Annotated in this window: 34 protein-coding genes; 6 read left to right on the top strand and 28 right to left on the bottom strand. The window is 67.5% G+C overall.

The genetic code is table 11. The features are described from left to right. Positions 1–121 precede the first annotated feature (121 nt). The 28 genes from H4N64_RS06540 to rpsL all read right to left on the bottom strand — a co-directional run bounded on the left by H4N64_RS06540 (position 122) and on the right by rpsL (position 18,284). Complete coding sequence (locus tag H4N64_RS06540) at positions 122–784, bottom strand: adenylate kinase (RefSeq protein WP_186281138.1); 663 nt, start codon at positions 782–784, stop codon at positions 122–124. Beyond that, the gene (gene secY, locus H4N64_RS06535; RefSeq protein WP_186281137.1) at positions 784–2,097 is read right to left on the bottom strand and encodes a preprotein translocase subunit SecY; all 1,314 of its coding nucleotides are present in this window, start codon (positions 2,095–2,097) and stop codon (positions 784–786) included. The genes H4N64_RS06540 and secY overlap by 1 nt, the downstream gene beginning before the upstream one ends. Before the next feature lie 234 nt (positions 2,098–2,331). Further along, positions 2,332–2,787 (bottom strand): 50S ribosomal protein L15, encoded by a 456-nt coding sequence (rplO, locus tag H4N64_RS06530; protein WP_186281136.1) that lies wholly within the window; start codon positions 2,785–2,787, stop codon positions 2,332–2,334. Between the two features lie 2 nt (positions 2,788–2,789). Then, positions 2,790–2,972 carry a 50S ribosomal protein L30 gene (gene rpmD / locus H4N64_RS06525; protein WP_003974250.1) on the bottom strand — a complete coding sequence of 61 codons (183 nt, stop codon included), beginning with the start codon at positions 2,970–2,972 and terminating at the stop codon, positions 2,790–2,792. A 2-nt stretch (positions 2,973–2,974) separates the two neighbouring features. Beyond that, positions 2,975–3,580: a 30S ribosomal protein S5 gene (rpsE, locus tag H4N64_RS06520; protein WP_003992370.1), complete on the bottom strand. Its 606-nt coding sequence runs from the start codon at positions 3,578–3,580 to the stop codon at positions 2,975–2,977. Between the two features lie 38 nt (positions 3,581–3,618). Further along, positions 3,619–4,002: a 50S ribosomal protein L18 gene (gene rplR / locus H4N64_RS06515; protein WP_055632352.1), complete on the bottom strand. Its 384-nt coding sequence runs from the start codon at positions 4,000–4,002 to the stop codon at positions 3,619–3,621. Between the two features lie 3 nt (positions 4,003–4,005). Next, on the bottom strand, positions 4,006–4,545 hold the full coding sequence (gene rplF / locus H4N64_RS06510; RefSeq protein WP_186281135.1) for a 50S ribosomal protein L6: 540 nt from the start codon (positions 4,543–4,545) through the stop codon (positions 4,006–4,008). Between the two features lie 24 nt (positions 4,546–4,569). After that, entirely contained in the window at positions 4,570–4,968 is a 399-nt protein-coding gene (gene rpsH, locus H4N64_RS06505) for a 30S ribosomal protein S8 (protein ID WP_015658459.1), read from the bottom strand. Between the two features lie 215 nt (positions 4,969–5,183). Next, positions 5,184–5,369 (bottom strand): type Z 30S ribosomal protein S14, encoded by a 186-nt coding sequence (locus tag H4N64_RS06500; RefSeq protein WP_003948630.1) that lies wholly within the window; start codon positions 5,367–5,369, stop codon positions 5,184–5,186. Between the two features lie 5 nt (positions 5,370–5,374). Next, positions 5,375–5,932, bottom strand: coding sequence for a 50S ribosomal protein L5 (gene rplE, locus H4N64_RS06495; RefSeq protein WP_007494758.1), 558 nt, complete (start codon positions 5,930–5,932; stop codon positions 5,375–5,377). Further along, positions 5,932–6,255, bottom strand: coding sequence for a 50S ribosomal protein L24 (gene rplX, locus H4N64_RS06490; protein WP_003998822.1), 324 nt, complete (start codon positions 6,253–6,255; stop codon positions 5,932–5,934). Before rplX ends, rplE begins: the two co-directional genes overlap by 1 nt. Before the next feature lie 2 nt (positions 6,256–6,257). Continuing rightward, entirely contained in the window at positions 6,258–6,626 is a 369-nt protein-coding gene (gene rplN, locus H4N64_RS06485; protein WP_003998823.1) for a 50S ribosomal protein L14, read from the bottom strand. Positions 6,627–6,732: 106 nt separating this feature from the next. Then, the gene (rpsQ, locus tag H4N64_RS06480) at positions 6,733–7,017 is read right to left on the bottom strand and encodes a 30S ribosomal protein S17 (protein WP_018543912.1); all 285 of its coding nucleotides are present in this window, start codon (positions 7,015–7,017) and stop codon (positions 6,733–6,735) included. Then, positions 7,017–7,241: a 50S ribosomal protein L29 gene (gene rpmC, locus H4N64_RS06475; protein WP_007494763.1), complete on the bottom strand. Its 225-nt coding sequence runs from the start codon at positions 7,239–7,241 to the stop codon at positions 7,017–7,019. Before rpmC ends, rpsQ begins: the two co-directional genes overlap by 1 nt. After that, positions 7,241–7,660, bottom strand: a complete 420-nt coding sequence (gene rplP / locus H4N64_RS06470; RefSeq protein ID WP_030967307.1) for a 50S ribosomal protein L16 — start codon at positions 7,658–7,660, stop codon at positions 7,241–7,243. The genes rpmC and rplP overlap by 1 nt, the downstream gene beginning before the upstream one ends. A 5-nt stretch (positions 7,661–7,665) precedes the next feature. Continuing rightward, entirely contained in the window at positions 7,666–8,487 is an 822-nt protein-coding gene (gene rpsC / locus H4N64_RS06465) for a 30S ribosomal protein S3 (RefSeq protein ID WP_031477835.1), read from the bottom strand. Beyond that, a complete protein-coding gene (gene rplV / locus H4N64_RS06460) occupies positions 8,487–8,834 on the bottom strand; it encodes a 50S ribosomal protein L22 (RefSeq protein ID WP_019329637.1) in 348 nt (115 codons plus the stop codon). Before rplV ends, rpsC begins: the two co-directional genes overlap by 1 nt. Positions 8,835–8,877: 43 nt before the next feature. Then, positions 8,878–9,159 carry a 30S ribosomal protein S19 gene (rpsS, locus tag H4N64_RS06455; RefSeq protein WP_095748093.1) on the bottom strand — a complete coding sequence of 94 codons (282 nt, stop codon included), beginning with the start codon at positions 9,157–9,159 and terminating at the stop codon, positions 8,878–8,880. A 12-nt stretch (positions 9,160–9,171) separates the two neighbouring features. Next, positions 9,172–10,008 carry a 50S ribosomal protein L2 gene (rplB, locus tag H4N64_RS06450; protein WP_007494772.1) on the bottom strand — a complete coding sequence of 279 codons (837 nt, stop codon included), beginning with the start codon at positions 10,006–10,008 and terminating at the stop codon, positions 9,172–9,174. 38 nt (positions 10,009–10,046) lie between these two features. Beyond that, complete coding sequence (gene rplW / locus H4N64_RS06445) at positions 10,047–10,466, bottom strand: 50S ribosomal protein L23 (RefSeq protein ID WP_186281134.1); 420 nt, start codon at positions 10,464–10,466, stop codon at positions 10,047–10,049. Beyond that, positions 10,466–11,122, bottom strand: coding sequence for a 50S ribosomal protein L4 (rplD, locus tag H4N64_RS06440; RefSeq protein ID WP_030952370.1), 657 nt, complete (start codon positions 11,120–11,122; stop codon positions 10,466–10,468). The genes rplW and rplD overlap by 1 nt, the downstream gene beginning before the upstream one ends. Positions 11,123–11,130: 8 nt before the next feature. After that, on the bottom strand, positions 11,131–11,775 hold the full coding sequence (rplC, locus tag H4N64_RS06435) for a 50S ribosomal protein L3 (protein ID WP_062706771.1): 645 nt from the start codon (positions 11,773–11,775) through the stop codon (positions 11,131–11,133). A 17-nt stretch (positions 11,776–11,792) separates the two neighbouring features. After that, entirely contained in the window at positions 11,793–12,101 is a 309-nt protein-coding gene (gene rpsJ, locus H4N64_RS06430; RefSeq protein WP_003948644.1) for a 30S ribosomal protein S10, read from the bottom strand. 446 nt (positions 12,102–12,547) lie between these two features. Beyond that, positions 12,548–13,696 (bottom strand): acyltransferase family protein, encoded by a 1,149-nt coding sequence (locus H4N64_RS06425; protein WP_418896246.1) that lies wholly within the window; start codon positions 13,694–13,696, stop codon positions 12,548–12,550. A gap of 227 nt (positions 13,697–13,923) precedes the next feature. After that, positions 13,924–15,117 carry an elongation factor Tu gene (gene tuf, locus H4N64_RS06420; protein ID WP_115906452.1) on the bottom strand — a complete coding sequence of 398 codons (1,194 nt, stop codon included), beginning with the start codon at positions 15,115–15,117 and terminating at the stop codon, positions 13,924–13,926. Positions 15,118–15,273: 156 nt separating this feature from the next. Then, entirely contained in the window at positions 15,274–17,400 is a 2,127-nt protein-coding gene (fusA, locus tag H4N64_RS06415; protein ID WP_186281133.1) for an elongation factor G, read from the bottom strand. Between the two features lie 39 nt (positions 17,401–17,439). Continuing rightward, positions 17,440–17,910, bottom strand: coding sequence for a 30S ribosomal protein S7 (rpsG, locus tag H4N64_RS06410; RefSeq protein WP_003998848.1), 471 nt, complete (start codon positions 17,908–17,910; stop codon positions 17,440–17,442). Positions 17,911–17,912: 2 nt separating this feature from the next. Next, positions 17,913–18,284, bottom strand: coding sequence for a 30S ribosomal protein S12 (gene rpsL, locus H4N64_RS06405; RefSeq protein ID WP_003948652.1), 372 nt, complete (start codon positions 18,282–18,284; stop codon positions 17,913–17,915). A gap of 412 nt (positions 18,285–18,696) precedes the next feature. On the opposite strand from rpsL, the gene H4N64_RS06400 reads away from it, so the two are divergent. The 6 genes from H4N64_RS06400 to H4N64_RS06375 all read left to right on the top strand — a co-directional run bounded on the left by H4N64_RS06400 (position 18,697) and on the right by H4N64_RS06375 (position 25,606). Beyond that, positions 18,697–19,404, top strand: a complete 708-nt coding sequence (locus H4N64_RS06400; RefSeq protein WP_186281132.1) for a Crp/Fnr family transcriptional regulator — start codon at positions 18,697–18,699, stop codon at positions 19,402–19,404. A gap of 146 nt (positions 19,405–19,550) precedes the next feature. Further along, entirely contained in the window at positions 19,551–20,372 is an 822-nt protein-coding gene (locus H4N64_RS06395; RefSeq protein WP_186281131.1) for a hypothetical protein, read from the top strand. Further along, a complete protein-coding gene (locus H4N64_RS06390; protein WP_186281308.1) occupies positions 20,369–22,456 on the top strand; it encodes a hypothetical protein in 2,088 nt (695 codons plus the stop codon). Before H4N64_RS06395 ends, H4N64_RS06390 begins: the two co-directional genes overlap by 4 nt. 45 nt (positions 22,457–22,501) lie before the next feature. Then, positions 22,502–23,692, top strand: a complete 1,191-nt coding sequence (locus tag H4N64_RS06385) for a PE-PGRS family protein (protein ID WP_186281130.1) — start codon at positions 22,502–22,504, stop codon at positions 23,690–23,692. A gap of 26 nt (positions 23,693–23,718) precedes the next feature. Beyond that, positions 23,719–24,216, top strand: coding sequence for a Pycsar system effector family protein (locus tag H4N64_RS06380; protein WP_186281299.1), 498 nt, complete (start codon positions 23,719–23,721; stop codon positions 24,214–24,216). Positions 24,217–24,691: 475 nt separating this feature from the next. Continuing rightward, complete coding sequence (locus H4N64_RS06375) at positions 24,692–25,606, top strand: M48 family metalloprotease (protein ID WP_336246652.1); 915 nt, start codon at positions 24,692–24,694, stop codon at positions 25,604–25,606. The last annotated feature ends 137 nt before the right edge of the window (positions 25,607–25,743 follow it).

Here is a 25,743-nt window from a genome sequence, read left to right as displayed (position 1 = left end):
GCGGCGGGAGCCTTTCTGAAACCGGGGTAAGGGCTACTTCACAACCATACGTGCGCGGCCCAACCACGCAGCAGCCGCGGCCCCTCACAAGGGAACCGCGGCTACAGCGACGTACGAAGAACTAGTTCTCGGCGCTCTCGCGCTTCAGCGCGGCCAGCGCCCGGCCCGTGACCTCGTCCACCGGACCCATGGCCTCGATCGTCACGACCAGACCCTGCGCCTTGTAGTAGTCGATGATCGGCTCGGTCTGCGTGTGGTAGACCTCGAGCCGCGTCCGGACGGTCGCCTCGGAGTCGTCGTCCCGCTGGTACAGCTCGCCGCCGCAGACGTCACAGACGCCTTCCTTGGCCGGCTTCTTGTACGAGACATGGAAGACGTGCGAGGAGTCATTACGGCAGATGCGCCGGCCGGCGATCCGCTTGACGACCTCCTCCTCCGGGGCCTCCAGGTCCAGCACCGCGTCCAGGTTCATGCCCTCGGTGTTGAGCAGCTCGTCCAGCGCCTCGGCCTGGGACACATTGCGCGGGAAGCCGTCCAGCAGGAAACCGCCCTCGGCGTCCGGCTGCTCCATGCGGTCCTTGGCCATCGCGATGGTGACCTCGTCCGGCACGAGATTGCCCGCGTCCATGTAGGACTTCGCGAGTTTCCCGAGCTCCGTCTGCTGGCTGATGTTGGCGCGGAACAGGTCGCCCGTGGAGATGTGCGGGATGTTCAGCTTCTCGGCAAGGCGCGTGGCTTGCGTTCCCTTACCGGCGCCAGGCGGCCCGACGAGGACGATTCGCATCAGCGGAGGAACCCTTCGTAATTGCGCTGCTGGAGCTGGCTCTCGATCTGCTTCACGGTCTCAAGACCGACACCCACGATGATCAGGATGCTGGTGCCACCGAACGGGAAGTTCTGGTTGGCCCCGAAACCGGCCAACGCAATCGTCGGGACGAGAGCGATCAGGCCCAGATACAGCGAACCCGGCCAGGTGATCCGGTTGAGTACGTAGCTCAGATACTCAGCGGTCGGTCGGCCAGCCCGGATGCCCGGGATGAAGCCACCATACTTCTTCATGTTGTCGGCGACTTCCTCGGGGTTGAAGGAGATCGCCACGTAGAAGAACGCGAAGAACACGATGAGCAAGAAGTACAGAGTGATGTAAATCGGATGGTCGCCTGTGACGAGATTCGCTTCGATCCAGCTCTTCCAGCCCGATTCGCTGCTTGAGAACTGCGCGATCAGGGCCGGAATGTAGAGCAGCGACGACGCGAAGATGACAGGAATCACACCTGCCTGGTTCACCTTCAGCGGGATGTACGTGGACGTACCACCGTAGGAACGGCGGCCGATCATGCGCTTCGCGTACTGCACCGGAACCCGGCGCTGGGCCTGCTCGACGAAGACCACCAGGCCGACCATGACCAGGCCGACGAGCATGACGGTGCCGAACTCGATCCAGCCGTCGGCCAGGGTGCCCTGCTTCTTGATGGCCCACAGCGCGGACGGGAAGGTCGCGGCGATCGAGATGAACATCAGGATCGACATGCCGTTGCCGACACCGCGGTCGGTGATCAGCTCACCGAGCCACATGACGACGGCCGTACCGGCGGTCATGGTGATGACCATGGTGACGGTCACGAAGATCGAGCGGTCCGGGACGATCTGGCCGGCGACCGTGCAGCCGGAGAAGAGGGCGCCGCTGCGGGCGGTGGCGACGAGGCCGGTGCCCTGCAGGATCGCGAGCGCCACCGTCAGGTAACGGGTGTACTGCGTGATCTTCGCCGTACCGGACTGGCCCTCCTTCTTCAGGGCTTCCAGACGCGGGATCACCACAGTCAGCAGCTGAAGGATGATGCTCGCCGTGATGTACGGCATGATGCCCAGCGCGAAGACCGTGATCTGCAGCAGCGCGCCGCCGCTGAACATGTTGACCAGACCGAAGAGGCCCTGGTTGCCGGACGCCTCGTCCACGCACTGCTGGACGGACGTGTAGTCGACGCCAGGGATCGGGATGTGGGTACCGACGCGGTACACCACGATGATCCCGAGCGTGAAGAGCAGCTTCTTGCGCAGGTCGGGCGTCTTGAACGCCCGGGCGAACGCGGTGAGCACGGTGCCTCCTGCGACCCCCGCGCTACTGCGTCAAGGGTGACGGTCTTGAGGTTCGACGATTAAGTAACGGTCAACTGCCGCTCCGAGTGCCGCCTGTGAGGCACTCGGTAAAAGTTGGCAGTGCAGGCCACCTTACCCGCGAGACTGCCACCCTAGGAACGACCGACCGGGGATACCCCATTTGTGGGGTATCCCCGGTCGGGATCGCTCAAGTCATCGAGACGCCTGATGTGTTCAGACGAGCTCGGTGACGGTACCGCCGACGGCGGTGATCTTCTCCTTGGCGGAGCCGGAGACGGCGTCGACCGTCACCTGCAGCGCCACGGAGATCTCGCCCTGGCCGAGGACCTTGACGAGGCTGTTCTTGCGAACGGCACCCTTGGCCACCAGACCCTCGACCGTGACCTCGCCACCCTCGGGGTAGAGCGCGGCCAGCTTGTCGAGGTTCACGACCTGGTACTCGGTCTTGAACGGGTTCTTGAAGCCCTTCAGCTTCGGGAGGCGCATGTGGAGGGGCATCTGCCCACCCTCGAAGCGCTCCGGAACCTGGTAGCGGGCCTTGGTGCCCTTGGTACCACGACCGGCCGTCTTACCCTTCGACGCCTCACCACGACCGACACGGGTCTTGGCGGTCTTGGCGCCGGGGGCCGGACGGAGGTTGTGGATCTTCAGCGGGTTCTGCTCCGCCATGATCAGTCGACCTCCTCGACCGTCACGAGGTGGCGGACGGTGTGCACCATGCCGCGGAACTCGGGGCGGTCCTCCTTGACGACCTGCGTGTTGATGCCCTTGAGACCAAGGGAGCGCAGGGTGTCACGGTGGTTCTGCTTGCTGCCGATGTAGGACTTGACCTGCGTAATCTTCAGCTGCGCCATGATTACGCACCCGCCCCGGCACGCGCACGCAGCAGAGCCGCGGGAGCGACGTCCTCAAGCGGCAGACCACGGCGGGCCGCGATCTCCTCGGGACGCTGCAGGCCCTTCAGGGCCGCCACGGTCGCGTGCACGATGTTGATCGCGTTGTCGGAGCCGAGCGACTTCGACAGCACGTCGTGAATACCGGCGCACTCGAGCACGGCACGCACCGGACCACCGGCGATAACACCGGTACCCGGGGACGCGGGCTTGAGCAGCACGACGCCGGCAGCCTTCTCACCCTGGATGGGGTGCGGGATGGTGCCCTGGATACGGGGGACCTTGAAGAAGTGCTTCTTGGCCTCCTCAACGCCCTTGGCGATGGCGGCCGGCACCTCCTTGGCCTTGCCGTAACCGACACCCACGGTGCCGTCACCGTCGCCCACCACGACCAGCGCGGTGAAGCTGAAGCGACGACCACCCTTCACAACCTTGGCGACGCGGTTGATCGCGACAACGCGCTCAACGTACGCGGTCTTCTCGGCGGCAGCTGCGCCGCCGTCACGGCCCTTCCGGTCCCGCCGCTCGCCGCCACCGGCACCGCCACCGCGGCGCTGGGGTCCAGCCATTGGATTTACCTCTCTCTTTTCCGCTAGCTACGAACGGCTCAGAACTTCAAGCCGGCTTCGCGGGCGGCGTCCGCCAGGGCGGCGATGCGCCCGGCGTACTGGTTGCCACCACGGTCGAACACGACGGCCTCGACACCGGCGGCCTTGGCACGCTCGGCGACCAGGGCGCCGACCTGCTTGGCCTGCGCGGACTTGTCGCCCTCGCCACCGCGGACCGAGGTGTCCAGGGTGGACGCCGACGCCAGGGTGTGACCCTTGATGTCGTCGATCACCTGGGCCACGATGTGGCGGTTCGAGCGGGTAACGACCAGACGGGGACGCTCCGCCGTACCAGAGATCCGCTTGCGGATCCGGATGTGACGGCGCTTGATCGCGGCGCGCTTGTAGGCGTCGCCCTTCAGGATCTTCTGCCCGTATGCCATGGCTTACTTACCCGCCTTTCCGACCTTGCGGCGGATGACTTCGCCCTCGTACTTGACACCCTTGGCCTTGTACGGGTCGGGCTTGCGCAGCTTGCGGATGTTGGCCGCAACCTCGCCGACCTTCTGCTTGTCGATGCCCTCGACCTGGAAACGGGTCGGGGTCTCCACCTTGAAGGAGATGCCCTCGGGGGCCTCGACCAGGATCGGGTGGCTGTAGCCGAGCGCGAACTCAAGGTTCGAGCCCTTGGCGGTCACGCGGTAACCGACACCGCTGATTTCGAGCTTCTTCACGTAACCCTGGGTCACGCCGGTGATCATGTTCGCCACCAGCGTGCGGGACAGGCCGTGCAGGGCCTTGTTCTGACGCTCGTCGTTCGGGCGGGTGACGTTCAGGACGCCGTCCTCACCCTTGACGATCTCGATCGGCGCCGAGACGGTGTGGGTCAGTTCGCCCTTGGGACCCTTGACCCTGACCGTACGGCCGTCGATGGTGACGTCCACGCCGGCGGGAACCGCGATGGGGAGCTTGCCGATGCGCGACATAGCTGTTTCCTCCGTTCCCTTCCGTTACCAGACGTAGGCGAGAACTTCTCCGCCTACGCCCTTCTTGCCGGCCTGCTTGTCGGTGAGAAGCCCGTGGGACGTGGAGATGATCGCCACGCCGAGGCCGCCGAGCACCTTCGGCAGGTTGGTGGACTTCGCGTACACCCGGAGACCGGGCTTGGAGATCCGCTTGATGCCCGCGATGGAGCGCTCACGGTTCGGGCCGAACTTCAGCTCGAGGACGAGGTTCTTGCCGACCTCGGCGTCCTCGACCTTCCAGCCCGTGATGAAGCCCTCCTGCTGGAGGATCTCCGCGATGTGCGACTTGATCTTCGAGTGCGGCATAGCCACGGTGTCGTGGTACGCCGAGTTCGCGTTCCGCAGACGCGTAAGCATGTCTGCGATCGGATCAGTCATGGTCATGAATTGGCCTTCGGCCTCTCTCGCCGGGGTTTCCTGGTGCGCCATCCCTCTCCCCGATCCGAGACGGGACGGGTGCGGCGCGGTGGACCTACGGCGTAGTAAGTCGTACGGGCGACTGTCAGGCGCCCAACCCTCCAAGCCTAAGCCATGAAGGGGAGGGCGCCTGACACGCCCAGTGCTTACCGAGAGACTCCGGAATCCCTAAAAAGCGGGGACTACCAGGAGCTCTTGGTCACGCCCGGCAGCTCGCCACGGTGAGCCATCTCACGAAGGCACACGCGGCACAGGCCGAACTTGCGGTACACGGAGTGGGGACGGCCGCAGCGCTGGCAGCGCGTGTAGCCACGCACGCCGAACTTGGGCTTGCGAGCAGCCTTCGCGATCAGAGCCTTCTTCGCCATCTCGCTCACGCCTCCTTGAAGGGGAAGCCGAGGTGACGAAGGAGCGCGCGGCCCTCAGCGTCGTTGGTCGCCGTGGTGACCACGGTGATGTCCATACCCCGGACGCGGTCGATCTTGTCCTGGTCGATCTCGTGGAACATGACCTGCTCCGTGAGACCGAAGGTGTAGTTGCCACGGCCGTCGAACTGCTTGGGGGACAGACCACGGAAGTCGCGGATGCGCGGGAGCGCGAGCGACAGGGTGCGGTCCAGGAACTCCCACATGCGGTCGCCACGGAGCGTGACGTGGGCACCGATCGGCTGACCCTCACGCAGCTTGAACTGCGCGATGGACTTGCGGGCCTTGGTGACGGCCGGCTTCTGACCGGTGATCGTGGTGAGGTCGCGGATGGCGCCCTCGATCAGCTTGGAGTCGCGGGCGGCGTCGCCCACACCCATGTTGACCACGATCTTGACGAGGCCGGGGATCTGCATGACGTTCTCGTACTTGAACTCGTCACGCAGCTTGCCCGCGATCTCCTCGCGGTACTTCGTCTTCAGACGCGGAGTGGTGGTGGTAGCCATCAGATGTCCTCACCCGTCCGCTTGGCAACGCGGATCTTGTTGCCCTCTTCGTCGAAGCGGTAACCGACACGCGTGACGACCTTGTTGCCGTCCTTCTCAACGACCAGCTGGACGTTGGAGACGTGGATCGGCGCCTCGGTCGTGACGATGCCGCCGGCCTGGGAACCGCGAGCGGTCGGACCGGCCTTGGTGTGCTTCTTGACCCGGTTGACACCCTCGACCAGGACGCGCTCCTCGCGCGGGTAAGCGGCAATGACCTTGCCCTGCTTGCCCTTGTCCTTACCGGTGATGACCTGGACCAGGTCGCCCTTCTTGATCTTCATGCTTACAGCACCTCCGGCGCGAGCGAGATGATCTTCATGAACTTCTTCTCGCGCAGCTCACGGCCGACCGGGCCGAAGATGCGGGTGCCGCGAGGGTCGCCGTCGTTCTTCAGAATGACGGCGGCGTTCTCGTCGAAGCGGATGTACGAGCCGTCCGGACGGCGGCGCTCCTTGACGGTGCGAACGATGACCGCCTTGACGACGTCACCCTTCTTCACGTTGCCACCGGGGATCGCGTCCTTGACGGTGGCGACGATGACGTCACCGATGCCCGCGTAGCGGCGACCGGAGCCACCGAGCACACGGATGCAAAGGATTTCCTTCGCACCAGTGTTGTCGGCGACGCGCAGTCGCGACTCCTGCTGGATCACGTCTATCTCCTGTTTGTCTGCCGGTTCCCGGCAGGGGCCTCCTCGTTACGAGGGGAGCCCCTGCCGAGCCTGGCGGAACTGACCTGCGGGGTTTGCCCCGCAGGAATTACTTGGCCTTCTCGAGGATCTCGACGACGCGCCAGCGCTTCGTCGCGGACAGCGGCCGGGTCTCCATGAGGAGGACGCGGTCGCCGACACCCGCGGCGTTCTGCTCGTCGTGCGCCTTGAGCTTGTTCGTACGGCGGATGACCTTGCCGTACAGCGCGTGCTTGACGCGGTCCTCGACAGCGACGACGACGGTCTTGTCCATCTTGTCGCTGACGACGAGACCCTCACGGGTCTTGCGGAAGCCGCGGGCCTCTGCGTTCTCAGTCACGTTCTTCTCGCTCATCAGGCGTTCTCCACCGTTTCGATGCCCAGCTCACGCTCGCGCATCAGGGTGTAGATCCGCGCGATGTCCTTGCGGACCGCCTTCAGACGGCCATGGTTCTCAAGCTGCCCCGTCGCCGCCTGGAAGCGGAGGTTGAACAGCTCTTCCTTGGCCTCGCGGAGCTTCGCCAGAAGCTCCTCGTTGCCCAGCTCGCGCAGCTCGGACGCCTTGGTACCGGCCGACATCACGCTTCACCTGCCTCGCGCTTGACGATCCGGCACTTCATCGGCAGCTTGTGGGCGGCGCGAGTCAGGGCCTCACGGGCGATCTTCTCGTTGGGGTACGACAGCTCGAACATCACGCGTCCGGGCTTGACGTTGGCGATCCACCACTCCGGAGAACCCTTACCGGAACCCATGCGGGTCTCGGCAGGCTTCTTGGTGAGGGGACGGTCCGGGTAGATGTTGATCCAGACCTTGCCACCACGCTTGATGTGACGCGTCATGGCGATACGAGCGGCCTCGATCTGGCGGTTCGTCACATACGCCGGGGTGAGCGCCTGGATGCCGTACTCGCCGAACGCAACCGTCGTGCCACCCTTGGCAGCGCCGGAGCGCTTCGGGTGGTGCTGCTTGCGGTGCTTGACCCTACGGGGGATCAGCATTTCGGTCAGGCCTCCGTTCCGGTGCTCTCAGCCGGAGCGGACGCGGGAGCCTCGGCCTTGGGGGCCTCGGAACCGGCAGCCTGCTGCGGCTTGCGACCGCGCCGCTCGCCACCGCGGCCACCACGGGCCGGGCGGTCGGCACCACCGCGGGCCGGGCGGTTACCCGCACGGGCCGCAGCGTTCTCGGCGCGGACCTCGGCGATGTTCTTGACATCGCCCTTGTAGATCCAGACCTTCACACCGATGCGGCCGAAGGTCGTCTTGGCCTCGAAGAAGCCGTAGTCCACGTTCGCGCGGAGCGTGTGCAGGGGCACACGGCCCTCGCGGTAGAACTCCGAGCGGGACATCTCGGCGCCACCGAGGCGGCCACCGCACTGGATCTTGATGCCCTTGGCGCCGGCCTTCATGGCGGACTGCATGCTCTTGCGCATGGCCCGACGGAAGGAGACGCGGGAGGAGAGCTGCTCGGCGACGGCCTGGGCCACCAGCTGAGCGTCCGTCTCCGGGTTCTTGACCTCAAGGATGTTCAGCTGGACCTGCTTGCCGGTCAGCTTCTCCAGGTCACCGCGGATGCGGTCGGCCTCGGCGCCGCGGCGGCCGATGACGATGCCCGGACGCGCGGTGTGGATGTCCACGCGGACACGGTCACGGGTGCGCTCGATCTCAACCTTCGAGATACCGGCGCGCTCCATGCCGGACGTCATCATCCGACGGATGGCGACGTCTTCCTTGACGTAGTCCTTGTACAGCTTGTCGGCGTACCAACGCGACTTGAAGTCGGTCGTGACACCGAGCCGGAACCCATGCGGGTTTACCTTCTGGCCCATTACCGGGTTCCTTCCTTGCTGCTGACGACCACGGTGATGTGGCTGGTCCGCTTGCGGATCCGGTAGGCACGGCCCTGGGCGCGCGGACGGAACCGCTTCAGGGTCGGACCCTCGTCGACGTACGCCTCGGAGATGTAGAGGCTGTCGGCGTCGGTGTGGTCGTAGTTGTGCGCGGCGTTGGCAATGGCGCTGTCGAGCACCTTGCCGACCGGCACGGAGGCGGCCTGCGGAGCGAATCGCAGGACCGCCTGGGCCTCCGTGGCGTCCATGCCACGGATGAGGTCCACCACGCGGCGGGCCTTCATGGGCGTGACGCGGATGTACCGCGCCTGGGCCCTGGCTTCCATGGTTGTCCCTTCAGTTACTTACGTGTCTGAATGCGATCCGCTACTAGCGGCGCTTCGACTTCCGGTCTTCCTTGACGTGACCCCGGAAGGTGCGCGTCGGCGAGAACTCGCCGAGCTTGTGGCCGACCATCGACTCGGTGACGAACACCGGGATGTGGGTCTTGCCGTTGTGCACCGCGATCGTGTGGCCGAGCATGGCCGGGACGATCATCGAGCGACGGGACCAGGTCTTGATGACGTTCTTAGAGCCCGCTTCGTTCTGGGCGTCCACCTTCTTGATCAGGTGGTCGTCGACGAAGGGCCCCTTCTTGAGACTGCGCGGCATCTAAACCCGCTCCTAGCGCTTCTTGTTCGTCTTGCGGCGGCGGACGATGTACTTGTTCGAAGCCTTCTTCGGCGAACGAGTACGACCTTCCTTCTGACCCCAGGGGCTGACCGGGTGGCGACCACCGGAGGTCTTGCCCTCACCACCACCGTGCGGGTGGTCAACCGGGTTCATCGCCACACCGCGAACGGTCGGGCGGACGCCCAGCCAGCGCTTACGGCCGGCCTTGCCCCAGTTGATGTTGCTCTGCTCGGCGTTGCCGACCTCGCCGACCGTGGCGCGGCAGCGCTGGTCGACCAGGCGGATCTCACCGGACGGCATGCGGAGGTGGGCCATCGAGCCCTCCTTCGCGAGCAGCTGCACGGAGGCACCGGCGGAGCGGGCGAACTTGGCGCCGCCACCGGGACGGAGCTCGATCGCGTGGATCGTGGTACCGACCGGGATGTTGCGGAGCGCCAGGTTGTTGCCCGGCTTGATGTCGGCCCCGGGACCGTTCTCGACGCGGTCACCCTGCTGCAGGTTGCGCGGGGCGAGGATGTAGCGCTTCTCGCCGTCGGCGTAGTGCAGCAGCGCGATGCGCGCGGTGCGGTTGGGGTCGTACTCGATGTGCGCGACCTTCGCCGGCACGCCGTCCTTGTCGTGACGACGGAAGTCGATCACACGGTAGGCGCGCTTGTGTCCGCCACCCTGGTGGCGAACGGTCACACGACCGGCGTTGTTACGGCCGCCCTTGCTGTGCAGCGGGCGGACCAGCGACTTCTCCGGCGTGGACCGCGTGACCTCGACGAAGTCGGCGACGCTGGAACCACGACGGCCCGGCGTAGTCGGCTTGTACTTGCGGATTCCCATTTCTCAGTCCTCGTCCGATATCGGACGATCCGACCCGCTTACGCGGTCGGACCGCCGAAGATGTCGATACGGTCGCCCTCGGCGAGGGTCACGATCGCCCGCTTGCTGTCGGCGCGCTTGCCGAAGCCCGTGCGGGTCCGCTTGCGCTTGCCCTGGCGGTTGATCGTGTTGACCCCGGTGACCTTGACCGAGAAGACCGCCTGGACGGCCTCCTTGATCTGGGTCTTGTTGGCACGCGGGTCGACGATGAACGTGTACTTGCCCTCGTCGAGGAGCGCGTAGCTCTTCTCGGAGACGACCGGCTTGAGCAGCACGTCACGGGGGTCCGTGAAGGACTTGCTCAGCGGGGTCTCGACGGTGTTCTTGCCCTCGGTGGCGTGGCGACGCGCCTTGGCGACGCGCGCGGCCTTGGCGGCCTTGGCCGCCTTGGAGGCAATGGCGGGGTGACGGATAGCCATCAGGCCTCGCTCCCTTCGGTGTCATTGGCCTTCGGGCCGGACACGAAGGACTCGAAGGCGGCCTGGGTGAAGACCACGTCGTCCGAGACGAGAACGTCGTACGTGTTCAGCTGGCCCGGCTCCAGGATGTGGACCTGGGGCAGGTTGCGGGCGGACAGCCACGCGGCCTCGTCGGCGCGCTCGACGATCAGGAGCAGGTTCTTGCGCTCCGAGATCTTGCCGAACAGCGACTTCGCGGCCTTCGTCGAGGGGGTCTCACCCTCGATGACGCCGGAGACGACGTGGATGCGGTTGTTGCGGGCCCGGTCGGTGAGGGCGTGGCGCAGGGCCGCGGCCTTCATCTTCTTGGGGGTCCGCTGCGAGTAGTCGCGCGGCACGGGACCGTGCACGACGCCACCACCGGCGAACTGCGGCGCGCGGGTCGAACCCTGACGGGCGCGACCGGTGCCCTTCTGGCGGTAAGGCTTCTTGCCACCACCACGGACTTCACCGCGGGTCTTGGTCTTGTGGGTGCCCTGGCGGGCAGCGGCCAGCTGTGCGACGACGACCTGGTGAAGCAGCGGAACGCTGATCTTCTCTACGTCGAAGATCTCCGCGGGGAGCTCGACGGTACCGGCCTTGTCGCCCGCCGGCGAAAGGATGTCAACAGTGCTCATCGGTTACCTCAGGCCCCCTTGGCCGCGGTGCGGACCAGGACGAGGCCGCCGTTCGGACCGGGAACCGCGCCCTTGATGAGCAGCAGACCCTTCTCCGCGTCAACGGCGTGGACGGTCAGGTTCTGGGTGGTGACCCGCTCGTTGCCCATGCGACCCGCCATGCGGAGGCCCTTGAACACACGGCCCGGGGTGGCGCAGCCACCGATGGAACCGGGGGAGCGGTGCTTGCGCTGGGTGCCGTGACCGGCGCCGAGGCCCTTGAAGTTGTGACGCTTCATGACACCGGCGAAGCCCTTGCCCTTGCTCTTGCCGGTGACGTCGACCTTCACGCCGGCCTCGAAGACCTCGGCCGTGACTTCCTGGCCGAGCGTGTACTCGGAGGCGTCAGCGGTGCGGATCTCGACGAGGTGACGACGGGGGGTGACGTCGGCCTTGGCGAAGTGGCCCTTGAGGGGCTTGTTCACCTTGCGCGGGTCGATCTCGCCGAAGGCGATCTGGACCGACTCGTAGCCGTCGACGTCGTTGGTACGAACCTGGGTCACGACGTTGGGGCCGGCCTTGACGACGGTGACCGGAACAACACGGTTGTTCTCGTCCCACACCTGCGTCATGCCGAGCTTCTCGCCCAGGATGCCCTTGATCTGCTTAGCCATTCTCAGATCACCGACCCTCAGAGCTTGATCTCGATGTCGACACCGGCCGGGAGGTCGAGTCGCATCAGAGAGTCAACGGTCTTGGGGGTGGGGTCGAGAATGTCGATCAGGCGCTTGTGCGTGCGCATCTCGAAGTGCTCGCGCGAGTCCTTGTACTTGTGCGGCGACTTGATGACGCAGTACACGTTCTTCTCAGTGGGCAGCGGCACCGGGCCCGCGACCGACGCACCAGTACGGGTCACCGTCTCGACGATCTTCTTCGCCGAGGAGTCGATGACCTCGTGGTCGTAGGCCTTGAGCCGGATGCGGATCTTCTGTCCCGCCATGGCTACTCAGTAGTCCTTTGTCTCGTAACGCTCTGGAACCCGGTGTTCCTGTTCCTCGCTCTCCGACCCACGCGGTCGGGCGTGTCGCGCTCCCGCTGACACAGATGCCCCTTGTTCGAACATCCCTGCTGGGAATGCACACGGCCCTTCCGGAACCGCAAGCCGAGGGCGAGAGGCCCACCGGGTGCCTGGCCGGTGCCGCACCACACTTCCCGGAAGATTCCCGTACGTCCGCCCCAGCGCTGCCGTAAGGCAGTTAAGGCGACGAGTACCGTGGGACTCGCTTCCAGTCCTCCCGGCGGGAGGCGCGCAGCATCAACACTCGACCGAGCAACTCCGACAGTCTGCCATATGGGGCAGGGGCCTGGCCAATCGAGCCGGAGAGAATACCCCGGGAGTGACGCAGGTCAAACCCGGGCCGCCGACAGCCCAAGGGATCAGGCACATCACGGCACCTGCCGCCCCCGTACCCGCGCGAACGACGTGTCCAACCCCCGCTTCAACACCCGCGCCACCGGCCGCTCCACCACGCGATGCACCGCCCAGCTCAGCATCAGGAACCCCGCGATCAGCAGCCCCAGCAGCAGCCGCGCGTCCATCGTCCCGTGCAGGCGGCTGATCAGGGACGTGCCGGCCATGTAGTGCGTCAGGTACAGCGGATAGGTCAGGCACCCCGCCGTGACCAGCCACTTCCAGCGGATGCCGTCCAGGCGGCCCAGGGACACCGCCACCATGACCAGCATGAAGGCCGTGAAGATCAGGACCGCTCCGCGCCAGCTGGAGACGCCCTCGTACTCGACCCGCTCCCCCAGCTCCAGCTGGCCCATCAGCCAGGCCATCGCCAGGATGCCCCAGAGCAGCAGGTCCTGGCCGAAGCGGTGCATCAAGTACAGCGCCAGGCCCGCGATGAAGTACCAGGCTCCGTCGGGGTTGGCGAGCAGCTCCAGCAGGGGGAAGCCCGATACCGGCGCCAGCATCGCGACCGCGCCCCAGACGCAGCAGAAGACGATCACCCTGCGGTAGGTCAGGCCCATCGCCACGACTACCAGGAAGAGCAGGTAGAAGCGCAGTTCCGACCAGAGCGTCCAGTAGACCATGTCCACGTTCGGTACGTCCGAACCCGCTTGCAGCATCGTCAGGTTGAGCAGCACTTCGCGGACAGGGAGCCGCTCCCAGACGCCCGGTACAGCCACCAGCACGGCCGTGGTGAACAGGACCGCGAACCAGTACGCCGGGTACAGCCGGATCACGCGCGAGACGAAGAACTGCCGGGGCGTGCGGCCCCAGCAGGACATGCAGATCACAAAGCCGCTGATCACGAAGAAAATCTCGACGCCGATCCAGCCGTAGGCCGCGACATGGAACACCGACGGCATGATCTCCGAGACCGGTCGGCTCCAGATCGCGTTCCCCGGTTCGTTCAGCCGCCGTGTGCCGGCGTAATGGTGCAGCACCACCATCAGCGCCGCGACCAGACGGATGCCGTCGACGACGTAGAGCCGCCGGGTACGAAGCGGCTGCAGCGGGCGTTCCGCCACCGCGACCGGGACTTGCTTCGGCAACGGCATCGACAGTCCGCCGCGCGCTCGGTGCATCAGGAAACCTGGCCGTCCTCGGGAAACTCTGGGCCCGCACCAGGAAAGCCCATTCCCGCAGCTCGCAGGGCGACCTCGGCGGAACCCTCGCAAATCCGTCGCCCAAGGTTCGGCCAGGCTTCATTCACGCCCTGCCACGACGGCAAAGGACGGCAATGGACGGCAAAGGGGCCCGTACGACCGAAGTCGTACGGGCCCCTTCAGAGACCTACCGGGTCAGTTCAAGATCACTTGTTGATCTTGGTGACCTGGCCGGCGCCCACGGTCCGGCCACCCTCACGGATGGCGAACTTCAGGCCCTCTTCCATGGCGATGGGCTGGATGAGCTCGACCTTCATCTCAGTGTTGTCGCCGGGCATGACCATCTCGGTGCCCTCGGGGAGGGTCACAACACCGGTCACGTCAGTCGTACGGAAGTAGAACTGCGGACGGTAGTTGTTGAAGAACGGCGTGTGGCGGCCACCCTCGTCCTTGGAGAGGATGTAGGCCTGGGCCTCGAACTCGGTGTGCGGGGTGACCGAACCGGGCTTGATGATGACCTGGCCGCGCTCGACGTCCTCGCGCTTGATGCCGCGGAGCAGCAGACCGACGTTCTCACCGGCCTGGCCCTCGTCGAGCAGCTTGCGGAACATCTCGATGCCGGTGACCGTGGTGGTGGTCTTCTCGGTCTTGATGCCGATGATGTCCACGGTCTCGTTGACCTTGAGGACACCACGCTCGATACGGCCGGTGACGACCGTACCGCGACCGGTGATCGTGAAGACGTCCTCGATCGGCATGAGGAACGGCTTGTCGACGTCGCGCTCCGGCTCCGGGATCGCGGTGTCGACGGCGGCCATCAGGTCCAGGACCGACTGGCCCCACTCCTTGTCGCCTTCGAGCGCCTTGAGCGCGGAGACCTTGACGACCGGAACGTCGTCGCCCGGGAACTCGTACTCGGAGAGCAGCTCACGGACCTCGAGCTCGACGAGCTCAAGGATCTCCTCGTCGTCCACCATGTCGGCCTTGTTCAGGGCGACGACGATGTACGGAACGCCGACCTGGCGGGCCAGGAGCACGTGCTCCTTGGTCTGCGGCATCGGGCCGTCGGTGGCGGCGACCACGAGGATGGCGCCGTCCATCTGGGCAGCACCCGTGATCATGTTCTTGATGTAGTCCGCGTGACCGGGGCAGTCGACGTGGGCGTAGTGACGGGTCTCCGTCTGGTACTCGACGTGCGCGATGGAGATGGTGATACCGCGCTGGCGCTCCTCAGGAGCCTTGTCGATCTGGTCGAACGCCGAGGCCTCGTTCAGGTCCGGGAACGCGTCGTGCAGCACCTTGGTAATGGCGGCCGTGAGGGTCGTCTTACCGTGGTCGATGTGACCGATGGTGCCGATGTTGACGTGCGGCTTAGTCCGCTCGAACTTCGCCTTCGCCACTGGGGTCCTCCTGTGGAGTGGTTCTGAACGCCTTGCTTCATCGGCGCCAGGTGATCTTTGCTGGAAAGCCCGGGCCCGGGGGCATTCTCACCATGATTGCGGTGGAATGCCCCACGAGACTCCGGAGTCAAGCCTAAAGCGTGTGAACGCGGAGCGTTACTCGCCCTTGGCCTTCGCGATGATCTCCTCGGCGACGTTCCGCGGAACCTCGGCGTAGGAGTCGAACTGCATGGAGTAGCTGGCACGGCCGGACGTCTTGCTGCGCAGGTCGCCGACGTAACCGAACATCTCCGAGAGGGGCACGAGGCCCTTCACGACGCGGGCACCGGCCCGCTCCTCCATGGCCTGGATCTGGCCACGGCGGGAGTTGATGTCACCGATGACCTCACCCATGTAGTCCTCGGGCGTGGTGACCTCGACGGCCATCATCGGCTCAAGGAGCACAGGGCTGGCCTTGCGCGCGGCCTCCTTGAAGGCCTGCGAACCGGCGATCTTGAACGCGAGCTCGGAGGAGTCGACCTCGTGGTACGCACCGTCGTGCAGGATCACGCGCACACCGGTCATCTCGTAACCGGCGAGGATGCCGAACTGCATGGCCTCCTGCGCACCGGCGTCGACCGAAGGGATGTACTCCTTCGGGATACGACCACCGGTCACCTTGTTCACGAACTCGTACGAGGTGTCGCCACCCTCAAGCGGCTCGATGCCGATCTGCACCTTGGCGAACTGGCCGGTACCACCAGTCTGCTTCTTGTGCGTGTAGTCGACGCGCTCGACGGCCTTGCGGATCGTCTCGCGGTACGCGACCTGCGGCTTGCCGACGTTGGCCTCGACCTTGAACTCACGGCGCATACGGTCGACCAGCACCTCAAGGTGCAGCTCGCCCATACCACCGATGATGGTCTGGCCGGTCTCCTCGTCCGAGTGGACCTGGAAGGACGGGTCCTCCTCGGCCAGGCGCTGGATCGCGACGCCGAGCTTCTCCTGGTCGCCCTTCGACTTGGGCTCGATGGCGACCTGGATGACCGGGGCCGGGAAGTCCATGGACTCCAGGATCACCGGGTTCTTGTCGTCGGACAGCGTCTCACCGGTCGTGGTCTGCTTCAGACCCATGACGGCGATGATGTCGCCGGCGCCCACCGAGTCGATCTCCTCACGCTTGTTCGCGTGCATGCGGTAGATCTTGCCGATGCGCTCCTTCTTGCCCTTGACGGAGTTCAGCACCGAGGTGCCGGACTCCAGGCGGCCCGAGTAGACCCGGACGAAGGTGAGCTTGCCGAGGTGCGGGTCGCTCATGATCTTGAACGCCAGCGCCGACAGCGGCTCGTCGTCGGACGGCTTGCGCCGGACGACGACCTCGGGGTCCTTGACGTCGTGGCCCTCGATGGCCTCGATGTCGACCGGGGAAGGCAGGTAGCGCACGACCGCGTCGAGCAGGGGCTGAACGCCCTTGTTCTTGAAGGCGGTACCGCAGAACACCGGGGTGACCGTGGTGCCCGTGCCCTTGCCGGAGGCGATGGTGATACGACGGATCGCGGCGTACAGCTGCTCCTCGGTGGGCTCCTGGCCCTCCAGGTACAGCTCCATGATCTCTTCGTCGTTCTCGGCCACGGCCTCAAGCAGCTTGCCGCGGTACTCCTCGGCAGCCTCGGTGTGGGTGTCCGGGATGTCGACGACGTCGTACATCTCGCCCTTGGTGGCCTCGGCGGACCACACGAGCGCCTTCATGCGGACCAGGTCCACGACGCCCTTGAAGTCGGCCTCGGCACCGATCGGGAGCTGCATGACGATCGGCTGCGCGCCCAGGCGGTCCGAGATCATGTCCACGCAGCGGTGGAACTCGGCGCCCGTGCGGTCGAGCTTGTTGACGAAGCAGATACGCGGAACGCCGTAGCGGTCCGCCTGACGCCACACCGTCTCGGACTGGGGCTCAACACCGGCGACGCCGTCGAACACCGTCACCGCACCGTCGAGCACGCGCAGCGAACGCTCCACCTCGACGGTGAAGTCGACGTGGCCCGGCGTGTCGATGATGTTGATGGTGTGGTCGACGTCTTCCAGCGGCCAGTGACAGGTGGTGGCAGCAGAGGTGATCGTGATGCCACGCTCCTGCTCCTGCTCCATCCAGTCCATGGTGGCAGCGCCGTCGTGGACCTCACCGATCTTGTACGAAACGCCGGTGTAGAACAGGATCCGCTCGGTGGTGGTCGTCTTGCCCGCGTCGATGTGGGCCATGATGCCGATGTTGCGCACCTTGGCCAGGTCAAGCGAAGTGGTAGCCATAAGGCTTCAGTCTTCTCTCGGTCTCGATGTGGACTGCGACTACCAGCGGTAGTGCGCGAAGGCCTTGTTGGACTCGGCCATCTTGTGCGTGTCCTCGCGCTTCTTCACAGCGGCACCGAGGCCGTTGGAGGCGTCGAGGAGCTCGTTGAGCAGACGCTCGGTCATGGTCTTCTCGCGACGGGCGCGGGAGTAACCGACCAGCCAGCGCAGCGCCAGGGTGTTGGCACGGCCGGGCTTGACCTCGACCGGGACCTGGTAGGTGGCGCCACCGACACGGCGGGACTTGACCTCAAGGGTCGGCTTGATGTTCTCAAGAGCGCGCTTGAGCGTGATGACCGGGTCGTTGCCGGTCTTCTCGCGCAGGCCCTCCATGGCGCCGTAAACGATGCGCTCGGCGGTGGAGCGCTTGCCGTTCAGCAGCACCTTGTTGATCAGGGAGGTCACCAGAGGAGAACCGTAGACCGGGTCGATGATGACCGGGCGCTTCGGGGCGGGGCCCTTACGAGGCATTCTTACTTCTCCTTCTTGGCGCCGTAGCGGCTGCGGGCCTGCTTGCGGTTCTTGACACCCTGGGTGTCGAGGGAACCGCGGATGATCTTGTAGCGAACACCCGGCAGGTCCTTCACACGGCCACCACGCACGAGCACGATGGAGTGCTCCTGCAGGTTGTGTCCCTCACCCGGAATGTAAGCGGTGACCTCGATCCCGCTGGTCAGACGCACACGCGCGACCTTACGCAGGGCCGAGTTCGGCTTCTTCGGGGTGGTCGTGAACACACGCGTGCACACGCCGCGACGCTGGGGCGAACCCTCAAGTGCGGGCGTCTTGTTCTTCTCGACCTTGTCCTGCCGGCCCTTGCGGACCAGCTGCTGGATCGTAGGCACTACTTCTCCGGTTTCTGTGTGCCGATGGGTACAGCTAACCTGGAACGTCGCCGACCCACGCGGTCGGGTGTGTCGAATCCGGCGGACTCCCGCCGCAAGGCGAAAAGAGCACAGATTACGGTGGCCGCTCACAGCTCGCTATGCGGTTGAAGGCACGCACGAGAGCCAGGGCACACCCCAGGCACAAGGTCTGAGCGTACCTAGCCCACGGACATCGGTCAAAACAAATGCAATGGGCCCCGACATACCGGACATGTCCCTGTACCCCAAGCTACCCCGGTGAGCTCCGCGTCACCTTCTGTCGCCCCTTCCGCTCTCCTCGGCCGTGAATGTCGACGATCCCGTGCAGGTGTCAACACGTTTTCAGTACGTTGAGCGGTCGCGTGCCGCTCACGGAGACGGGGGACTTTTCATGACGGGGGTCGGCTTACCCGGCGAGAACGGACTGGACGACCGGGTGCCCTTCCTGGCCCGGCTGGAGGCGGGAGACCGTGGCACCCTGCTCGGCCTCGGCCGGGAGCTCCGGTTCAGGACACGGGACGTGCTGCTGCACCAGCACGAGCCGTCGTCGTACGTCCTGTTCATCACGCGCGGCTGGACCAAGGTGACCGCGGCCGCCGTCAACGGCTACGAGGCGCTGCTCGCGCTGCGCGGCCCCGGCGACATCGTCGGCGAGTCCGCCGCGCTGACCGGGCGGCCCCGCTCGGCCACGGTGACCGCGCTGGAGGAGGTGCGGGCCGTCGCGGTCGAACGGGAGCGTTTCACGGAGTTCCTCGCCGACTCCCCTGCCGTCTCCTACGCCCTCCTCGGCCTCACTTCCGACCGGATGCGCGCGGCCGACCAGCGCCGGCTGGAGTTCGCCTCCATGCAGGTACGGGAGCGGCTCGCGGCCCTGCTGCTCCAGCTCGCCCATACCAACGCCAAGTACACGGAGACAGGCGTCGAGCTGCTGGTCCCGCTGAGCAAGCAGGAGCTGGCCGGTTCGGTCGGGGCGTCCCGGGAGATGGTCCAGCGGCTGCTGAAGGAGCTGCGGGACCGAGGAGTGGTGGTGACCGGGAGGCGAACACTGCGGATCGTGCGGATGGATGTGCTACGGCGGATCGCGCGCGCGGAGCCTTGAGGCGAGCGCGCGCTGCCCGCGGCAGCGTTCTGTGCACACGGTCACAGTTCGAGTGCGTCATCCGGCCACGCGCCCGAGCCGCCACTCACGCCACTCTGCTCGCCAGGCGAAAGGCCTCCCACGGCCTCCTCACCCGAAAGGCGACCATGACCGACCCCGTGAGCCGGACGATCCTGCTGCTCGACATCGAGAGGTTCAGCGACCGCGACGACGTGGAGCAGGCGTACCTACGGCGGATGCTCTACGACATCACCGACCGCGCCCTGGAGAGCGCCGGCATCGACGAGACACTGCGGCTGCGGGCCGACCGGGGCGACGCGGTGATGGAGCTGATCGACGCCAACGCCTCGGTGACCGCGCTGCTGCGCGCCCTGCTCACCGAGGTCCCGGCCCAGCTGCGCGCGGTCAACCGCATGGCGTCCAGCTCGGCGCAGATCCGGCTGCGGGGCGTCGTCGCCACGGGGTACGTCGCGGTGGACGAGCGCGACGGCTGGGTCGGCTCCGACCTCAACCACGCCTGCCGCCTGCTGGACGCCCAGCTGCTGCGCGCGGCCCTGCGGGAGCGCGACGACGACTTCGCCCTGTGTGTCTCGGAGAGCGTCCATGCCGGGATCGTGCGGCACAGCCACACCGGCATCCCGGCCGAGGACTTCCACGCGGTCACGGTGGACAGCAAGAACGGGGCGCTGCGGGCCTGGCTGCACGGGCCGGTACCGGACGTGCCCGGCGCGGGGAAGCGGTCCGACGACCACGGTGAGAAGGGGGGAGCCCCGGTGCCGGGAACTTCGGGGGACGGCCCGGCACCGGGGCGGGAGGCGCCCCCGGGTTCCGCCGGCCCCGTCTTCAACTTCAACGGCGGTTCCCCTAGCTTCGGCGGCAGCCTCGTCGGCGGTGACCAGCACGGTGTGTCCGGCGGCCGGGTCACCGGGGACGTCCACCTCGGCAGGTCCGGGGGTGAGCCGGCGTGACGGTGCCCGCGCAGGCGCTGGACGAGGAAGCCTCGGTCACCGCTTCCGACGGGCCCGAGGAGCAGACGCAGGAAGCGCGGGCCGCGCAGCGCGAACTGTTCGTGCACACCCCGGGGTTCATCCTCGGCTCCGCGGCGTCGTTCGGCGGCAGCCTGGTCGGCGGGGCCCAGCACGGCGTGTCCGGCGGGCAGGTCACCGGCGACGTCTTCATGGGCGGCAAGACGGAGATCCACCAGTACGCGCCGGATACGGCGGCCGACGCCTCGGGCGAGATTCCGCGGGAGCGTCTTGAGGCACTCGACGCGGTCTTCGTGGCGGGCGCTTCCTTCTCCGGAACGCTTGAGCGGCTGCGCCAGGAACGCGTCCTGGTGCTGGCCGGCGGCCACGCCAGCGGGCGGTATGCGGCCGCGCGCATGCTGCTGCACCGTCTGGGCGTGCCCGCCGTACGCGCCCTGTCGGCGGAGACGACCCCGGCGACCCTGCCCGGCAGGCTCACCCAGCCGGGCGGATACGTGCTGCGTGATCTGCCGCTGACGCGCAACCGGCCGCTGCGGGACGTGCAGTTGTACGCGGCCCGTGACCGGCTCAAGCAGAACGACGGCTACCTGGTGGTGACGGTCGAGAAGTCGCCGTTCCTGCAGGGGATCACGGCTCAGCCGTGGGAGGCGCCGGGCGCCCTGGACGTCGTACGGGCGCATCTGGGGGTGCTGCGGGAGGACGGCTGTGAGGAGCTGCTGGCGCTCCCGGCCATGCGGGACTTCATGGCCCGGGGGCCGCATCACCCGGGTGTGGCGGCCGAGTTCGCGCGGGCGCTGGCCGTGTACGACGGGAGCGCGGCGGCCGGGGCGCGGCTGGTGGACTTCGGGCAGGCAGCGGTGGAGAAGCAGTGCCGGGAGCGGCTGAGCGACACCGACACCGATCTGCGGGACAAGGCGTTCCTGATCGCGCTGGCCGTGTTCGACCGGGCTCCGTACGTGCTGGCCGCCGAGCTGGCCGACAAGCTCTTCGTGCACTTCCAGCGGCTCCAGCATCCCGAACTGCCACCGGAGATCCCGGTGTTCGGCGACGCGGCCGAGACCCGTCTGGAGCGGGCCGGGGCTCAGGGCGAGACGCGCAGCGAGACGACCGAGTGGGGGCCGGTGCCGCAGTTCACGGCGTACTTCCCGCGGGAGGACACACCCCGGGTGCTGCTCACCGAGGTGTGGACGGGCCACCCCTCGGCCCGGCCGGCGCTGGTGGCGTGGCTGAAGGAGCTGGCGCGGGACGGGCGTCCCGTCGTACGGACCCGGGCCGCCGCGGCCGCCGCCCTGCTCGCCCGCGCCGATCTGCCCTCGGCGGTCGCGCTGCTCATCGACGGCTGGGCGGTCTCCGGCGCCTTCGGTCCCCGTGTGACCGCTGCCAACGCGCTCACCCTCGCCCAACTCCTCGACACACCGGTCGTGCTGGGCCTGCTCACGCGCTGGTGCACCGACAGCCACTGGGCGCGCCGGTGGACCGCGATCCGCGCCCTCGGCCTGCTGGCGCCGCTCCGCCCCGACCTGGCCGGCCGCGCACTCGGCGCACTCGCGACCCGGGCCCGTGCCGACGACTCGAGCCCCGCAGAGAGCAACAACCTGATCGAGTCGACGGCCCTGCTGCTGTCCGTGGGCGGACGGCGCGGCGAGATGCTCTCCGAGCTCGTACGGCTGCTGCAGCACGACACCCCGGCGGTCCGGACACTCGCGCTCAACGCGTTCGTGCGGGCCTGCGACAACGCCGAGGACGAGGCGCTCGTCGACTGGTACGCCCACACCGGCATGTACGAAGCCGACTCCGCCCGCGATCTCGCCACCCTGTGGCGTACCGCCCTCGGCGACCGCGCCCACACGCGGCAGGCCCTCAACGCCCTGCACACCTGGGTGCACGTCGCCCAGCGCCGCGCGGACGCCGCGCAGGCCCTGGAACTGCTGCTGCCCGCGCTGGTCGTCACGGCGGCCGACCGGGACCGCCTCGACCACGAGCTGCGGACCATGCGGGCGGAGGACGGCGGGCCGCGGCCCCCGGTCGCGGACCGTCTGCTGACGCTGCTGCATCCGGCGGCGTGATTCATCCGAAGCACAGGATTCTCAAGGTTCCCTAGGAGTGGCCCCATGGCGGACTTCCGCCGTCAGCCGGAGTGGCAGCAGAACGCCGACCGGCACAGCACACTGATCGACCCGGTGCTCACCGTCAGACCGATCGCGCGGTTCGACTACACCGCCCGACGGCCGGTCACCGCGATCGACCACGCACTGGTCTTCGCCACGGCGGGCGGCGCGTACGACGTCTACGTCCCGCCGCACCGGCCGAGCCGCACGGACGCGGCGACCCGCCGCTACACCTCCGTCTACGAGGTGGACATGGGCAGTCACCCGGTCCAGCTGGACCTTCACCTGCCCAGCGACGACGACGCGTTCGCCTTCGGCGCGACGGCCGACCTGACCTGGCGGGTCGTCGACCCCGAGGCCTATGTACGCAGCGGTGAACGCGACGTCCCGACCCGCCTGACCCGCGAACTCCAGCACCTCGCAAGGCCGGTGACCCGCCGCTTCCCCATCGAGGCGAGCCCGGCGGCGGAGGGCGCGGTCCAACAGGCCGTCGAAGGCGGGCAGTTCGCGGCGGGCATCGGGCTGGCGGTCACCTGCCTGGTGCGGCTGCGGCTGGACGACGAGGCGATCGCCCACCGGCGGCGGCAACGGGCGCTGCGCTACGAGGCGGAGATGCTCGACCCCGAGCACGAGTTCCGGATGCGGCAGGCGCAGCAGCAGCACGAGTTGGAGGCGTTGCGGCAGCGGCAGCAGCAGGAACTGGTCGCCGCGAAGATCAACTTCTACCAGTACCACCTCCAGCACGGCGGAGTCGGCGCCTGGGCCCTGCACCTCGCCGCCCATCCCGAGGACACCCAGCTGGTCATCAACAACATCCATCAGGACCAACTCACTTTCATCAAGGGTCAGTTGGAGTTGATCGGGGGTGAAGAGCTGGAGGACTACCAGAAGGCCGAGTCCTTGAAGCAGGTCCGTCAGGAGGTGGACAACCTGATCCGGGCGCGGGCGCAGGGTGCGCTGCCGGCGGGCTCGTACGGTGACTCTTACGGGGAGCAGAGCCCGCACGTGGAGCAGGCACCGGCTGCGCCGGGGACGCCACCGGCGCCGTACGCCCCCGCAGCCGCGGCATCGGCCCCGCCTGCGGCGGCCCCCGTCGCCGACGGTCCGGCACCCGCCACGCCCCCGCCGCCTCCGGCGTACACGCCTACCCAGCCCGGTGTCCCCACGCCCCCCGACCCGCGGTGGCGCTCGTGACGACGACGCCGGGCGCCGCCGCAGCCATGGCGCCGTCCGGTCACGCCGTCGCCGAGCGGCTGCTCGCCGAGATGCGCGGGGAGATCGCGCGGGCCGACAGCAAGGCGTCCGTGCTGGTGGCGGCGCTCGGGATGACGGCGGGGGTGTTCAGCGGGCTGGTGGCCGGGCGGAAATGGGCGCCGGGCCAACTCTCGGCGCCCGGGACCTTCATGTGGTGGGCCGGCGCGCTCGCCCTCGGCCTGTCGCTGCTGGCCCTGCTGCTCGCCGTCCTGCCCCGCTACCGCACCGGCGTCTGGGCCCCGGGCCAGCCCCTCTGCTACTTCGGCGACGTCCAGCAGGCCGTCCGGGAAGGCCGGCTGACCGATGCCCTCGCCGACACCGAACGCGACCACGCCTCCGGACTCAGGGCGGCCCTCACCGAGACCAGCCGTATCGCCGCCCGCAAGCACCAGTGGATCCGCACCGGCCTGATCGCCTTCTGCGCCGGCACCGTACTCCTCCCCGCCGCGGCGCTCATCGGCTGACGTCCCCCTCACACACATACGAAGGAACCCCATGACCCAGCCTCCGGACCCGGCGCCCATGCCGGAACCGCAGTACCCGACGGCCCCACCGGCCCCGCACTACCCCACCGCTCCCCCGGCGTCTCCCCATCCGACGCCGACGGCCCCGACGCCCACGCCACCGCAGTACCCGACGGGAGCACCTGCATACCCCACCAGCGGCCCCGCACACCCAAACACCGGGCCGGCATATCCCGCCACGGGCCCGGCATACCCGACCACCACCCCCGCACACCCCGCCACGGGCCCCGCATACCCGACCACCACCCCCGCACCTCCGGCCGCTGGGTCCACCTACCCCACCCCCTTCCCTCCCCCCACGGCTCCGCATCACCCCGCCGCGCCTCCACAGGGCCCGCCCTACGCCGCCGTCCCCCCTCAACCCACCCGAGCCGCCGATGACCTCGACTACCGTCACCTCGGCTCTCGTATCCACGTGGCGGAGCATCAGCGCGGAGCGGATGCCACGGCTGTCGGCCGGTTACTGATCCACCTGCCGGGGTTCGTCGTCAGCCTGGCCGTCATGGCCACGGTCGCGGCGGCGTTCGTCGGGCAGACCGGTGCCTGGGTGGTCGTACTCCTGTGGCTCGCGTCCGGGGCGTTCGTCTTCCACCGGCCGACCGAGCTGGTCTTCGCCCGCCGCGTCCTGAAGCTCCGGCCGCCGCTGGAGCAGGAGCGGACGCGGCTGGAGCCGGTGTGGCGGGAGGTGACCGCCCGCGCGGGCATCGAGGCGCACTCGTACGAGCTGATGGTGGAGAACAGCCCGGAGCTGAACGCCTCGGCGGTCGCGGGGCATGTCGTCAGCGTCACCACCTACGCCCTGAACGAGATTCCCAGTAGCAACCTGGCCGCCGTACTCGCCCATGAACTCGGTCACCACACCGGCGGCCACGCCTGGGCCGGCCTGCTCGGCTATTGGTACTCCCTGCCCGGCCGGATCCTCTGGGCCCTGACCAAGGGGCTGGCCCGGATCGCGCTCGCGATCGCCAGCGTGTTCTCGGGGGCGGCGACGTTCGTCCTTCTGCTGTTCATGAGCTGCTTCCTGCTCGCCGGCTTCCTGACCATCCCGTACATCACCGTCCCGCTCGTCATCGCCCCGTATCTGCTGGCGTACGTCGGCCGACAGAGCGAGTTGCGCGCCGACCAGCAGGCCGCCGCACTGGGCTTCGCCGGTCAGATGACGCAGGTGCTCTACCAGCTCCAGGCCCACGAGGACGCGGTGAAGGCCCACGCCCTCGCCACGGGCCAGCGGCTCCAGGAGCCGGGCAAGCTCGCCCGCCTGCTGTCCACCCACCCCGACCACTACACCCGCCTTCGCGCCCTGGAGCCCTATCTCCGGATCGGCCGCTGATCCAGCGTCAGGACGAGCGTCCAGCCGACGGTGGACAGCCAGCCGAGCACCAGCCCGGTCAGGGCGAGCGCGTCACCGCCCTCCCTGAGACGATCCCCGGCAACGCCGAAGGGCGGCCACCCATACGGGTGACCGCC

The organism is Streptomyces cupreus (genome assembly GCF_014257025.1).
Taxonomy (GTDB): Bacteria; Actinomycetota; Actinomycetes; order Streptomycetales; family Streptomycetaceae; genus Streptomyces; species Streptomyces cupreus.
Note: the sequence above shows the minus strand (reverse complement) of the source record. Positions and strands in the feature narration are given on the sequence as shown.